Below are 13582 nucleotides of genomic sequence, written 5' to 3'. Positions count from 1 at the left end.
CAAGAACTGCACTTCACCGTGAGTTCACACAAAGCAGTAATGTCACCCATCGGCAAAGCAGAAGTGTCACTCTCCTTGCATACGGTAGCGAGGATTAGTGGACATGGGATGGGTGACGATGAGTGAGCGCGAGTTGAACCGCGTTGAGGTTTTGGCGCAGGTCGACGATGGTCGGCTGACGGTAGCTAATGCGGCGAACATGTTGGATCTGACACGGCGGCAAGTGTTTCGGCTTTTAAAGCGATACCGCCAGGACGGCGCCTCAGCGATCCGGCATAAGTCGCGTGGGCGCGCGCCGAACAACCAAATCCACTCAGCCAAACGCGATTATGCGCTGACCGTCATCAAGGAACATTATCCGGACTTCGGGCCGACGCTTGCGGCTGAGATGTTGGCCGAACATCATGGGTTAAAGGTCTCGCGTGAGACGGTGCGCAAGTGGATGGTTGAAGATGGCATCTGGCTGTCTGGCAAGCAGCGCCGCCAGTTTCATCAACCTCGCCTGCGCCGGGAATGCTTCGGTGAGCTGATCCAGATCGACGGCTCGGACCATCGCTGGTTTGAAGACCGCGCACCACCTTGCACCCTGCTTGTGTTCATTGATGACGCGACCAGCACGCTCATGGAACTGCGGTTTGTGAAGTCAGAGAGCACGTTCAGCTACTTTGAAGCTTTGGAAAGCTATCTGCACAAACACGGTCGCCCGGTCGCGTTCTATTCTGACAAGCACACGGTGTTCCGTGTCTCCAAAGAGGACGCCAAGGGTGGTGCGCGGATCACCCAGTTTGGTCGGGCGCTGAGTGAGCTGAACATCGAGATTCTCTGCGCCAATTCGAGCCAGGCCAAAGGCCGTGTCGAACGCGCCAACCGCACGTTGCAGGATCGGCTGGTCAAGGAACTGCGCATCGCGGGCATTTCAGACATGGAAGCTGGAAACGCCTATTTGCAAGGCTTCAAAGGCCGCCACAACGCCAGGTTCGCCAAGGCCCCGGCCAGGTCGGACAACCTGCATCGCGCGCTCAATGTCGAGCCGGATCGGCTGGCAGATGTGCTGTGCTGGCGCGAGAACCGCTATGTCGGCAGGCAGTTGACGTTCTCCTACGACCGCAAGCGGATCATGCTCGAAGAGAGTGACATCACGCGCGGGCTGGTTGGCAAATACGTGGACACCTACGCCTTTGTTGATGGCCGGTTCGAGGTGCGCTCCAAAGGCCGCTCCCTGCCCTACACAGTCTTCGACATGGATCAGCGCGTCACCCATGCGGCAATCACCAGCAACAAAAACCTGAGCGCAGTTCTGGAACACATCAAGGAGATGCAGGACGCCGCGCCGCCAAAGCCGAAGGTGCGGACAAATTCCGAGAAGATGGGTTATAAACCGAATGGGCGGCGTCCTGGCAGGCCCTCAGGGTCGAAAGCCAAGAAGAAGATTGCGCAGGCGGCGGAATAGGCCAAAATCGACGGTATGACTGAGGACGAGCCAGAGATCATCTTTTCCGAATACACCCAGACCGTCACCATCGACGGGCATCACTTTGACGTCGAGATTTACAAGACCAGCATCGATCCCGGCTGGATCCTGTCAGTTGAGAACCAATTCGGCACGTTGACGATTTCAGACAATCCGCCCTTCTTTGGTGATGTCCTTGCGTGGCGTGCCTTTGAAAAGATCGTGCGCGAAGACGGCGTCAGAGCATTCTACAATCAGACCGAACAACGGAAGCTGGGTCTCTAAGCCAATCCCCGCAAGGCTTTTCAGCCCTTCGATATGTGGGGTCTCCGGGCTGCAAAGCCTTGCTACCGTCGCGCCCAGTAGTGACATTCCTGCTTTGCAAACCCAGTGACATTTCTGAATGGTGTTTACAAAAGATGTAGCCGGGCGCGCGCTACCCTCAAGTGCGACTCTTGTTAGAAAACAGTAGTTTATCTAATGAGAGGAATCGGTATGGGAGCCGTTTACGACCAACTGAGTATCACAGAACGACGCAAGATAGAACGCTTCCGTCATGGGGCTTTAGTGGTCAAGCCGGAATCGGCGCAAAAATTCCGCTGCGATTCACCAGTATGGCTGCAGCATATAAGACGCGGGGGCGCGGAGACCGGAAATCTCGGAGCGCAGCCCGCGTCGCACGCCCCGTAAGGTCGTCCATATTGCTCTATACTCCTTCGGCAGCAACGAAGCTTGCAATCTCAGCCCTCACACCGGTGTCATGCTTCCGTCCGTGGTTGGCACGCAGGGCCACCTACATGATGTCGGTGAGATCGGTTCCTGGATGCCTATCTGGAAAACGCGCTCGAACGGATTGCTCGGCGGCGGCGTCATATCCGGCGTTGCCAGGAACCGCGTCCCGGTGGGGACCTCGTCTTGGCAGGCTGAATCCTGCCAGGAGCTGTTGTTCCTCCTCTTTCCGATCGTGTCGCAAGGTCAGGCGGTAGCCGCTGTACCTGAGGCTTCGTTTGAACACCGCCTCATGCGGAACTCCGTGCCATCCAGCCACATGCGGTGCAGCACAACCCCGATGCGTCTTGCGACCGCCACGGTGGCGCGTTTCTGCCCCCGGCGCTTGGCGACCTGTAATCCCCACGCCTTGAGCCAGCACGGTTTTGCTCGGTGCATCAGTACGGTTGCCGCGTTGAACAACGCTGTTCGCAATGACGCATCACCCGCTTTTGTGATCCGACCAGAAACGTCCCGTTCGCCAGACTGCTCTCTCCGCGGTGTCAGACCAGCCCATGGGCCGATATCGCGCGACGAGTGGAATCGCCTTGGATCATCAATCGCCGACCGGACCGTCAGCGCGACTACGGCGCCGACGCCAGGCATGGTCATCATTAGTCTACAGGCATCGTCATGACGTGCGAGTGCGAGGACCCGACGCTCGAGGGCAGAAAGTTCACTACGCAGTACTGCTCGGGCCCTCAGGATCGCTGCAGATGCAGCCTCCAAAGCAGAGTTTCCTGCTACCAGTTCTCGGATCCGCGCTTTGTAGCGGATTTTGCTGACAGGACCGAGCTTCAGCCCGAAGTTGCGCAACACTCCCCGGAGCGATTGCTCGATATCCAGCAACGCTTTCTGAACCGCCTTGCGAGCGCTGAGAAGAACGCGCATCTCTTGCGCCGAAACCGATTTGCAATGGACCGGCCTGAACCAGCCCATGCGCAGCAGCCGCGCGATACCCTCGGCATCGCGTCGGTCGGTCTTGACAGGCATCGCCTTTAAGACCGCCTTTACCTGGCGCGTTTCCATCAGAATGGGCTTGAAGCCTGCCTCTTGCAAGCCACGATGGAGCCATTGTGACAGTGGTCCGGCCTCGAGGCCGATCGCTTCTATGGGCCATGGCAGATCACTTAAGAACGAGATGTAAGCTTCAGGTTCGCTTACGATCTGCGCTTGCTTCAGGATCTACCCACGTTCGTCGAGTACGCAGACTGCTGAACTCGCGAGCGAAACGTCGATACCAACGAAAATCTTCATGTCATCCTCCACTGAGATGTGAAAGCGCCAGAGTATCAGAACCTGGCCTCCCCATGACGGCATCTGGAGACACGCGAAGGTCCCAGTTGACGAGATGGCGCGCGTTCTGAAGCGCAGCAGATCAACGATATTCCGCGAGCTAAAGCGCAACCATTTCTCGGACGAGAGCATGCCGGGATGCGATGGCTATTACGGTGCCGCTGCCCACCTGATGCAAGCGGAACGTCGTGCTCGAGAGCGCAAGCTGATCAAACATCCTGAACTTCGCAAGCGCGTGATCAAGCGTATCAAGAACGGTTGGACACCAGAGCAGATCAGTAACCGTATGATCCACGAGCGCGCTCCCCTCAGGGTCTGCCAGGAAACCATCTATCGCTACATCTATTCCAAGGAAGGTCAGCGCGAAGACCTGTGGTGGTATCTACCGACCCACCGTGTCGCCCGCAGACCGCGTCGCACCAGAAGGCGCAGAGAACCCAAATTCCACCGCGATGTCAGCATTCTGTTCCGACCCGATGATGTCGCTCATCGCCGTCAGTTCGGTCATTGGGAAGCTGATTTGATGCTGTTCAAACAAAAGCTTGGCCAGAACAACGTCACCTCACTGGTTGAGCGCGTCAGCCGCTTCACCGTGATCCTGAAGAACCCGAACAAGCGCACCAAACCGGTCATGGGAAAGATAATGAAGTCTCTCGAAGACCTCCCCCTCGTCGCCCGTCGGTCCATCACTTTTGACCGCGGAACCGAGTTTGTCAGTTGGCCACACCTACAAGCCGAGATTGGAACCCAGACGTGGTTCTGCGACCCCTCCAGCCCCTGGCAGAAAGGCACAGTCGAGAACACTAACCGACGCCTTCGAAGGTGGCTGCCCCGCAAACGCGACATCCGGCAATGCACAGATCACGATACGAAGATGATCTGTGATCGTCTCAACAATACGCCGCGCAAGTGCCTCGGATGGAAGACGCCAGCCGAGGTCTTTCGCGAAAAGATGTTGGAGGAAATACGATGACGCCCCTACCCTGATCCCAACTTGAGTCGCAGTTCAGGTATCGCTCGCAGAGATCGTTTTTCGGGGGCACTTCATGAGCGCTCATCTCCCGAATAGAACGCACTCCGCGACCTATTTCTTCAGAAATATCACAAGAACAGTTACCTACACAACTCAGTTAGACTACCCAAATGGCTAGGTTTGCCTGGCTTGGAGCGCCGGGCAACCTAGCCGAAAAAAAATACCGCCTAGCCATCAAGGGTGTATCAGCATGCCTACAGTCATGTTCAAATCCTTCTGAAAACTTGGGCGGCCCGAAAGCAGGGCCGTCAGGAACTTCTAAAAGAATAGTGCTTTGGACCTCCTTCCATGCGCTAGAAATGTCCTTTTGGAAAACATAAAGAATGAGAATTGGCGCAATATACCTGCAATGTTCAGCTCAACACCGAAAATTGGCATGCTGTGTCTTTAGGGTGAATTTTATAACTACCACATAATGCCAATAATAGCTGAATGACGCGAAAATCTTTTGCGAAAGCAATACTTCTGGAGAGTAACATGAAGAACTTTTTTATCTTATGCTTGGCAGGGGGGATTATTTCAGGCTGCGCAGAGGAAGAAGTAAATGAACGCTGTGCGCCTCCCAAACACGTAAACGGCTTAAAAACAGGCGTCCTGTACGATTTGCCGGTTGCGAATGATTGCGCACCTTCCACGACACCGGTGACCTTTGTATCGCCGGATGACCAATACCCCCAGGTCGGGAATGGAAACGACGTTGACCCTGGAGACAGCGAGGATGGCAACGACGGCACCGATGGTGTGGATGGTAATGACGGCAGCGATGGCGAGGATGGGAACGACGGCACCGATGGCGTGGATGGTAATGACGGAAACGATGGGGGGGATGGTAACGAGGGCAACAATGGTGGAAGCGGCGGTGGAGCGAGTGCAGGCGCCGGTAGCAATGGAAGTGGCGGCAGCGGCGGTGGAGCCAGTGCAGGCATCGGCGCGAATGCCGGTGGGTTGTGCGGCACACGCGCCAGCCCACGATGTGACGGGCGAAGGCATCGATGGCAAACGCAACGTAGACGAAGCCCTGTCACGTCGCCACATAGGTGAAGTCGCTGACCCAGAGCATGTCCGGCACAGGCGTCTTGAACTGGCGGTTCACCCTGTCCAGCGGACAGAGTTGAGACTTGCCCGGGATCGTCGTCCTGGTTTTTTTGCCAAGAATGATGCCTTCGATCCTAATATCCTTCATCAGCCGGGCAACGGTACAGCGTGCAATATCAAAGCCTTCGCGGCGCATCTGATGCCAGACCTTGCGAACGCCCTAGACCTTGTAGTTCTTCTCCCAAACGCGTTCGATCTCGGGCTTCAAGGCAATATCCCGCTTCGCCCGATCCGACAGCAGCTCGGGGGTTCGCCCACTTGGCCATGTGATCGTAGAACGTGGAAGGGGCAATCGGCAGGTGCTTGCAGATCGGCTTGACCCCGATATTACTGTTCTCTTCGATAAAGGCGATCATGTCTTGGACCGACGGTCGAGCTCCGCCTGAGCAAAATATACAGATTTTCTTTCGCAGGATCTCATTGGCATGCTTCAGTTCACGGTTCTCGCGTTCCAGTGCCTTCATTTTTTCGGACATCTCGGTCGCCACGATCCACCTCGGCCTTCTTGGCCCATTCGTTCAGCGTCTGCGGCGCACACCCGATCTTCGACGAAATCGACGGGGTCGCAAACCAGTGGCTCTCATGCCGGCCTTGATTGTCCAAAACCATGCGAGCCACACGTTTGCGCACTTTAGGGAATACTTGTTCGTTGTCTTGCTCATGATGCTACATCCCACTCAGGAATTGGAGCCTCTGGCAAACCCGGTGCGGTTCATTATGCCTACCTGCGCGACCCCTTCACCAAGCTCGCCCACGGTCATCTCGACCAAGACATCGATGCTTTAATGCCATGGGCCTACGCTGTGACAGCATCCCCTCACAATGAGCTCATCCGGTAGTCTCCAGTGAGCTCATTCTGGGCACTCACGACAGCGAAAACCTGACCGTAAGCTGATTCACAATGGGGCGCGGACGGCGCATACAGATCACCTTATTTCGCGCTATGCCTTGAAGGTAAATGTCGCCCAGGCGTATTGCGTTAAGTCAGATCTCTGCACTTAATTCGATTAAAAGTTATTACTGGTAACCTGTAGTTGTGTTTTCGGTTGCGGTCAAAGCGGTATTTTTTGTATTTTATTTTTTTATTTATGTTCTTTTTCAGATACTTAGTTGATTTTTTGTTTTTCTATAGATTTAGGCAAGCGAATTCTCAGTGGTTCCAAAGTGGCCCCTGGATTTTTCTGTTTTTTAAAGGGACCAGTGCTTTTCAACGGGCTACCTGCCTATGTTTAGGCAATAAGGTCAAATTGAGCCATATCGCTTTTGAAGCCAATGGTAGAGATGACCCCTCCATCATCAAAAGACCAGCTTTTTGCATAGACTTCATACGTATCGCTGCCTTCTTCGAAAGCACCCATGTGAATGAAAATGATTTCTGTGTCTAGGTTGACGACCTTAATATCGTCATAGGTATGTAGCAAGAAATCGAGGAACTCTGTAGCTTTCAAATCGAAGGCACCATAGCCCTGACGATTATCAATCGAGCTTACCGGTGCTGAAGAGACTTTAGCCTCACCTGTGTCTAGCAGCTGGTCCAGTTCGTTTTTGGCGATTTTATCAAGGCTGGAGATTTCAAAGCTTTCGAAATCCTCATCAAAGCTCTGGAAAAAGCTAACTTCTTCCAAACTTTCAGCCTGTAAAATTCCGGAAGTCTTAGCGGGGATTTCCTCAGAAACATCGCTACTTTCTTCAGACTGAACTACTTCTGCGTTTCGCAGGTCTGGTTCTGAAGTCGGCTCTGGCTTGACATATGAAACCTTGGCTATTTGTTCCACTTGAGCTTCCGCCAATACTTTGATTTTTGTAGGAGCCTCGGCTTCTGGATCAATGTTAGGAGCTGCTGGCTTTACCTCGTCGCTAACTAGGTCGGAGGACGCAAGTTCACGTTGTTGCAGTTTCACGGTTTCTGAGGCCACCAACAGAGCGGCTTCTTTCGACTTAACATCTACAAGCGCGGCAGAAAGACTGTCCAAGCTTACCTTTTGGATAGAGGCATCATCGCTTGCTGTTTCTAGGACACTTCCTGCTGGGAGAGGCAATCCGACCGCGAGCGCAACTAGGCTGAGGCTAACGCCGGCGACCTTTGCGCCATGGCCTGAAAGGCCTACTGCTACTTCGCGGTTTGAAGAGGAGTGTAACGATGTTTTCGCGGCCTCTCGAATAGATGGCGATGGAGACACTTTGGGCGTAAGAGCGGAAAGCTCTTCTTGGGGAACCGTATGCGCCACAAACTCATCATTGAGCGGGGGGACCATATCTCCTGGTGCATCTTCCGTAACCGCTGGGGTTGCTGCAATCAGTTCATCGGCCATTAGGTATACGGACCAGACCAATGCCGCTAATGCCGCCGCGGGGTGTATGAAGGCCACACCTTGGTTGTTTCTTGCGAGAGAAACAACGTTTTGACCTGCTTGAGCCACCGGTTGCACGCGTCGTGAGAACTCTGAGACCAGATCGTGCAGACTGTCACCTTTAATAGGTTCTTCCTGCAGTTGGCTTGTAACGAGGTAGAAGCCATCAAAGCGGCTGAAGTGAACTAGGACCTCATTTTGGCCGTCCATAAAAACAAACCAAGGGTCCCCTTCATCAGTGATGCCATGATCGACTTGGGTCGTGACACCCGCAAGGGCGAGTATTCTTTGAGTACGGTAAAGATCTGCCAGTTCTTGGTTGGTCCAGCCCGATGCAGGAGTGCAGGTGTTCTGGCGCTGCGGGAAAAAAGAAACATTCGCTTCTGGTGCATCCTGCCCGAGATCGACGGTATTTTCTTCATGGATGCGGTCATAAAGCTCCGCCATGTCTAAGCTACTGCAAGCATCATCTGCTTTGGTCAGGCCGAAAGCCGTTAAAGAGCTCGACGTAGCCGGCTGGGGGAAGCGAATAATATCAGACATCAAATAATTCCTTTGCACCAGCATATCACTCTTGGGGCAAAGTCCAAGACGTTATGGCGCCCTATCGTGGGGGGGGGGGGGGGGGGCTATTGCCCCCGCGCAACACGCTGCCGGTAGCATTCGCTTCTACTGTGCAGGGAAGCGTCGGCGCACCTTGCCTGTGGCCTGCCGTGGGCTCTTACACGATAGCTTAAGCGGGCACTTTCCAATTGGGCTTTAACAAAGGGAGGGCGACGTCTTCCAGTCAGGTAAGCCCAACCGAAGTTCACGAGCAACCAAAATGGTCTCAGCCCAAATGCAAGAAACAACATTAAACCAATGAGAGCCATAGACCTCTTTTTGAAAACACTTCCGTCCCATGCCGCAAGTTGCCCTCGAAAAGCGTCAACACTATGGTCGACCCTCATTCTCGTTCTGGGGGGGGACTATGCGGCGCACCAGCTGCGGAAAGTCTCCGATCAGTATGTCTTTCTTTAGCCCGCCTCTCCTTCAACGGGCCCTCACTTATCGCACAACGCAACAGCAGGTAGCGGGGAGGTCGGATGGCCGTTCAGCGATGTTAAGCTTGAAGAGCGCGTTCCGAGACGTTAGCCGTTGCAATTAATCTGTTGGGTTGATCAAATCGGGCTTCGGCTAGGTTCGCCAAGCACCATGATCGGTATGCGCCGATTGAACGCGATGTGGTTCGGAAGACCACCTTCAGAGCACGGCCCAAAGGCATATTTTGCGTTGATACGGCGCGTGACCTTTAACGAAAAAGTGTTTATAGCAAGACGACTATATTTCGTAGCGAAAGATGTTTTTACCCTATGAGTGCCAGTAACCCGCTTCAGCAGGCTTACAAGAAGTTTCGTGCCATCTTCGGGGCGACGATCCTGTTTAGCTTTTTTGTGAACTTGCTCATGTTCGTGGGCCCCCTTTATATGCTGCAAATCTATGACCGGGTCCTGGCCAGCCGAAATGAGATGACACTTGTGATGATTACGGTCATCGCCGTGGCGCTTCTGATCACCTACGGTGTTTTGGAGTTTATTCGCTCGCGAATGCTTGTACGGGCGGGACTGCAGTTTGACAGCATTCTATCGCGGCCGTTGTTTGATCGCGTAGCGCGCATGCAACTGGTCAATCCCACCAGTGGCGCACGCACGGCTCTGGGGGATGCAGACAAAGTGCGCAGCTTCATTACAGGGCAAGGTGTATTGGCTTTCTTCGACGTGCCATGGACACCAATTTTTCTGGCTCTGTGTTTTGCATTCCATCCGTGGCTCGGCGGGGTGGCCGCAGGCGGAACTGTTGTGATCTTCATCCTCGCTTTGCTCAATGAGTACTTGACCCGAAACGCGCTGCAATCGGCCAACGTTGAAGGCCAGCAAGCCTCGGAATTTGCCGGCGCGACAATGCAAAATGCTGAAGTCATTCGCGCCATGGGGATGCAAGACGCTTTGGCGGAGCGCTGGAAGGCCAAACGTAATGGGATGCTTATCTCGCAAGCGCAAGCCAGTGATTGGGCGGGCGCCGTTATGTCGAGCTCAAAATTCGTAAGAATGGCGCTTCAAGTCGCCATTCTGGGCACCGGCGCATACCTTGCAATGCGGGGGCTGATCTCCCCAGGCGTTATGATCGCTGCATCTATCGTGATGGGGCGCGCCTTGGCACCAGTAGAGCAAGCGGTTGGTCAGTGGAAAGAGTTCGTCGCTGCCCGTCAATCTCATGCGCGCTTAAAGAAGCTTTTTTCCGCTGTACCAGAAGAGCCGACACGACTTTACCAGGCCCAACCTAAAGGCCACCTTCAAGCTGAAAGCGTAAGTACCGTTGTTCCAGGTACGCGTGATACGATTTTGCGCGGGGTAAGCTTTGAACTGCCGGCGGGCAAGACGCTGGCACTCATTGGCCCTAGTGGATCAGGAAAGTCGACGCTGGCACGTCATCTGGTGGGAGTGGGAGATCCAATTAGTGGGGCCATCCGTTTGGACAAAGTGGAGCTCCCTCACTGGGATCGCAACCAGCTTGGTCAGGCCATTGGCTATCTTCCTCAAGATGTGAAGCTCTTCTCCGGTACAGTTGCAGAGAACATTGCACGTTTCTCAGACAGCGCCACCGATGAAGAGATTATCGCTGCCGCGAGACTTGCCGGCGCGCATGAAATGATTTCAGGGCTCAACGAGGGGTATGCCACCCAAATCGGAAGCGGCGGAAGCCGGCTTTCTGGTGGCCAACGCCAACGCGTGGGGCTGGCCCGCGCATTGTTTGGAAACCCTTGCTTGATCGTGTTGGATGAGCCGAATGCGAACCTTGATAGCGAAGGTGAAGAAGCCTTGGCGCGTTGTCTGAGCCAGCTCAAGAGTGAAGGTAAGTCTATTGTTCTCGTGACGCACAAGGCCAATATCCTGAGTGCGACTGACTATACACTAATCTTGAGGGATGGCGCCGTACAGCGGTTCGTGGCAACGAAGGAACTTCTGCAGCCTCAACAGCAATCACCCCAACAAAAGCCCCAACAGCCTCCCCAAGCTGTTTCGTTGTCGACTGCAAAGCTGTAAATTTTGGCGGGATCGTACCGAACGCATGTCAAGCGCTGGTTCGATCTCACTTAAAATGGCAAAGCAGCATCATCTATATATCAAGCCTCCAAAATACTTAGGATCCTGTCGTGGCAACAGCACAATCAACATTGGTTGCGGGCCAACTTACGAAGATGGCAAACCCGCGCAAATACTCCTGGGCGGGCTACGTCATTCTGCTCATCACTTTCGGTGTGTTGGGCATCTGGGCCTATTTTGCGATCATCGCGAGTGCTGTCGTAGCACCAGGGGTCGTGGCGCTAGAAAGCGACCGCAAAGTGGTGCAACATTTTGAAGGCGGCATTGTCCAAGATATTTTGGTGCGCGAAGCTGATTTCGTAGAACAGGGCGATCCGTTGATCGTTCTCGACAATATTCAGGTCAACTCAGAAATAGCCGTTCTCGAACAACGCAAAGCCACATCCGAGGCCCTAATCGCTCGGTTGGAAGCGGAACAGACATTTGCTGAGGAAGTGTCTTTTCCCGAAGAGCTGCTGAACGCGGAAGATGCGCACGTCAAAAGCGCCGTAGAGGCGCAACGCAATATTTTTGAGGACCGCCGATCAATCTACCTATCGCAGGCCGAGATTTTGGAGTTCCGCGCAGAGCAGCTAAATGGCCAAGCTGAAGGGTATGAAGTCCAGCTCGAAGCTTTGAAACGCCGCCAAGCTCTGCGCAGCGAGCTTTTTGAGCGAATGCGTACGGGTGAAGAGCGAGGTGTGGTTGAGAGTAACCGACTTTCAGACATGGAAGATGAGGTTATACAGATTGAGGCAAGCATTGGCACTTCCATGTCGGAGATTGCTCAAGTCAAAGCTGCAGCAGGTGAAGCACGGCTCAATATTCTCAAGCTGAAACAAGAATATAGTGAACGCGCCAATAGTGAGCTTAAGACAGCACGCTCAGAGCTTTCTGAGATTATTGAAAAATTGACTGTGGCGGAGGACCGGATGCGCCGCACGACAATCTCTGCGCCCACTACCGGCAAAGTACAAAGCTTGGCTGTCACGACCCGGGGCTCAGTCATTCGCTCAGGTGAGATTCTTATGGAGATTGTTCCCAGCGACGAGACCCTTCTCATTGATGCAAAAGTAGCCCCGGTTGATGTAGATAATGTGCGCCCAGGGCTCGAAACCGAAGTCCGGTTTTCCGCATTCAAGGCCAAACTGTCGAAGTTGGTCTTGGGGGAAGTCCTTTCCATCTCTACAGATGTGGTAACCACGACAGACGCCAATGAAGCACCCTATTATTTGGCGCGGATCAAAGTTCCAGATGAGAACCTGACAGATGAGATCCGAGAAGGCCTAACCGCAGGTATGCCAGCAGATGTAGTCATTCTGACAGGAGAGCGTAGCGTGCTGCAATACATGCTGGATCCGCTGTCTGAGGCTATCTTCACAAGCCTGCGCGAAGAGTAAAACTGTAAAGCAGATAGACATTTTACTCTGGGGGGAAGGCAAAAGTTCTGATGGAAAATCATGTGAGTAAAATTAAGCGTGCTGGCAACTATATAGCGGCACTTTTTAAACTTGGCCGTACCGAGCGCATGGCCAAGGAAGCACATCGCAACATGCGTGATATTGAGGAGCGGTTTAACAGCTGGGAGATACGAGAACGCCAGCTGCGCAATGGTATCAAGCAAATGGTACAAAGCGATACCCAGGCTTTGATGGCCCGCAATGCTGAGCTCGCGCGCAACTTCGTAGAGCTCTCTCGGCGCTTGGATCAGGTTTTACTCACAACCCGGAGCGATCAAGCGCCTTCTGTACAAGCCGATCAATCCGCCTCGAATGAGAGCGGCATTGGCGCCGTCATGGACAGTTTTTATCATAAGTTGGAAAACAAATACCGCGGCACCACATCTGATATCCGCAACAGGTTACGCATCTACCTTCCCGATGTTGAAAGCGCCGTTATTCGCACCAAGGGCAAACCCGTTATGGACATTGGCTGCGGCCGGGGGGAGTGGCTCGGCCTTCTGAATGATGCTGGCATTACGGCCATTGGCATTGATACCAACCCCGTGCAGATCGGAGATGTGCAAGATAAAGGATTGGATGCGCGGCAAGGCGATGCTCGAAGCGCCCTTACTGCAGCTGAAGACAATTCAGTCGCATGTATTACTGCACATCACCTTATTGAACACCTTCCCTTCAAGGAAGTTTTATGGATCACCCGGGAAGCCATGCGTGTGCTGGCTCCAGGAGGGCTATTGCTGTTTGAAACGCCAAATGTGCGTAACGTTCTAGTCGGGGCCACATCCTTTCATAATGACCCGACGCACTTAAATCCCATGACCGACCCGGTCCTGACAGTCTTATTTGAGACCATCGGCTTTCATCCGATCGAGACACGTCATTTGCATCCTCATGAGAAGCTCGCCGAATTTATGGCCAAGCCGAATTTCGATCCAGAGCTCGCCAACCTCATGTTTGGCGCCCAAGATCTCGCCATTCTCGGCCATAAACCTCTGCAGGAGACTTAA

The 13582-nt window shown here is 53.8% G+C and carries 8 protein-coding genes, 3 pseudogenes and 1 other annotated feature; of the genes and pseudogenes, 7 read left to right on the top strand and 4 right to left on the bottom strand.

The genetic code is table 11. The features are described from left to right. Positions 1-103 precede the first annotated feature (103 nt). Together T8A63_RS19365 and T8A63_RS19360 are read left to right on the top strand one after the other, a co-directional pair. Positions 104-1450 carry an ISNCY family transposase gene (locus tag T8A63_RS19365; protein ID WP_322346342.1) on the top strand — a complete coding sequence of 449 codons (1347 nt, stop codon included), beginning with the start codon at positions 104-106 and terminating at the stop codon, positions 1448-1450. A 15-nt stretch (positions 1451-1465) separates the two neighbouring features. Beyond that, on the top strand, positions 1466-1735 hold the full coding sequence (locus tag T8A63_RS19360) for a hypothetical protein (protein WP_088636303.1): 270 nt from the start codon (positions 1466-1468) through the stop codon (positions 1733-1735). Positions 1736-2425: 690 nt separating this feature from the next. On the opposite strand, the pseudogene T8A63_RS19355 reads toward T8A63_RS19360, so the two are convergent. Beyond that, positions 2426-3475 (bottom strand): annotated as a pseudogene (locus T8A63_RS19355) (IS110 family transposase). A gap of 94 nt (positions 3476-3569) precedes the next feature. Between T8A63_RS19355 and T8A63_RS19350 the strand changes: the two are divergent. Next, positions 3570-4487: an IS30 family transposase gene (locus T8A63_RS19350; protein ID WP_322346340.1), complete on the top strand. Its 918-nt coding sequence runs from the start codon at positions 3570-3572 to the stop codon at positions 4485-4487. Between the two features lie 639 nt (positions 4488-5126). Here the strand turns inward: T8A63_RS19350 and T8A63_RS19345 are convergent. Continuing rightward, positions 5127-5552: a hypothetical protein gene (locus T8A63_RS19345; RefSeq protein WP_322346392.1), complete on the bottom strand. Its 426-nt coding sequence runs from the start codon at positions 5550-5552 to the stop codon at positions 5127-5129. Next, positions 5464-6304, bottom strand: a pseudogene (locus T8A63_RS19340) (IS3 family transposase); the annotation flags it as partial. The pseudogene T8A63_RS19340 and the gene T8A63_RS19345, both read right to left, overlap by 89 nt. After that, positions 5927-6040 (bottom strand) — a sequence feature (AL1L pseudoknot). (Overlaps the previous pseudogene by 114 nt.) Before the next feature lie 48 nt (positions 6305-6352). Between T8A63_RS19340 and T8A63_RS19335 the strand changes: the two are divergent. Beyond that, positions 6353-6481: pseudogene (locus tag T8A63_RS19335) on the top strand (transposase domain-containing protein); the annotation flags it as partial. Between the two features lie 390 nt (positions 6482-6871). On the opposite strand, the gene T8A63_RS19330 reads toward T8A63_RS19335, so the two are convergent. Further along, the gene (locus T8A63_RS19330; protein ID WP_322346338.1) at positions 6872-8536 is read right to left on the bottom strand and encodes a hypothetical protein; all 1665 of its coding nucleotides are present in this window, start codon (positions 8534-8536) and stop codon (positions 6872-6874) included. Positions 8537-9345: 809 nt separating this feature from the next. On the opposite strand from T8A63_RS19330, the gene T8A63_RS19325 reads away from it, so the two are divergent. The 3 genes from T8A63_RS19325 (at position 9346) to T8A63_RS19315 (ending at position 13582) form a co-directional block, all read left to right on the top strand. Beyond that, positions 9346-11076 carry a type I secretion system permease/ATPase gene (locus T8A63_RS19325; protein ID WP_322346337.1) on the top strand — a complete coding sequence of 577 codons (1731 nt, stop codon included), beginning with the start codon at positions 9346-9348 and terminating at the stop codon, positions 11074-11076. A gap of 110 nt (positions 11077-11186) precedes the next feature. After that, positions 11187-12515 carry an HlyD family type I secretion periplasmic adaptor subunit gene (locus T8A63_RS19320; protein ID WP_322346336.1) on the top strand — a complete coding sequence of 443 codons (1329 nt, stop codon included), beginning with the start codon at positions 11187-11189 and terminating at the stop codon, positions 12513-12515. A gap of 50 nt (positions 12516-12565) precedes the next feature. Continuing rightward, positions 12566-13582 (top strand): class I SAM-dependent methyltransferase, encoded by a 1017-nt coding sequence (locus T8A63_RS19315; RefSeq protein WP_322346334.1) that lies wholly within the window; start codon positions 12566-12568, stop codon positions 13580-13582.

The organism is Sulfitobacter sp. OXR-159, from assembly GCF_034377145.1.
Lineage (GTDB): Bacteria > Pseudomonadota > Alphaproteobacteria > Rhodobacterales > Rhodobacteraceae > Sulfitobacter.
This window is presented reverse-complemented; position numbering and strand designations above follow the sequence as displayed.

Bases quoted from the DNA above. Each gene is read 5' to 3' on its own strand.
- T8A63_RS19360 (WP_088636303.1), top strand. From the start codon at position 1,466: ATGACTGAGGACGAGCCAGAGATCATCTTTTCCGAATACACCCAGACC.
- T8A63_RS19325 (WP_322346337.1), top strand. From the start codon at position 9,346: ATGAGTGCCAGTAACCCGCTTCAGCAGGCTTACAAGAAGTTTCGTGCC.
- T8A63_RS19350 (WP_322346340.1), top strand. From the start codon at position 3,570: ATGGCGCGCGTTCTGAAGCGCAGCAGATCAACGATATTCCGCGAGCTA.
- T8A63_RS19315 (WP_322346334.1), top strand. From the start codon at position 12,566: ATGGAAAATCATGTGAGTAAAATTAAGCGTGCTGGCAACTATATAGCG.
- T8A63_RS19330 (WP_322346338.1), bottom strand. From the start codon at position 8,536: ATGTCTGATATTATTCGCTTCCCCCAGCCGGCTACGTCGAGCTCTTTA.
- T8A63_RS19365 (WP_322346342.1), top strand. From the start codon at position 104: ATGGGATGGGTGACGATGAGTGAGCGCGAGTTGAACCGCGTTGAGGTT.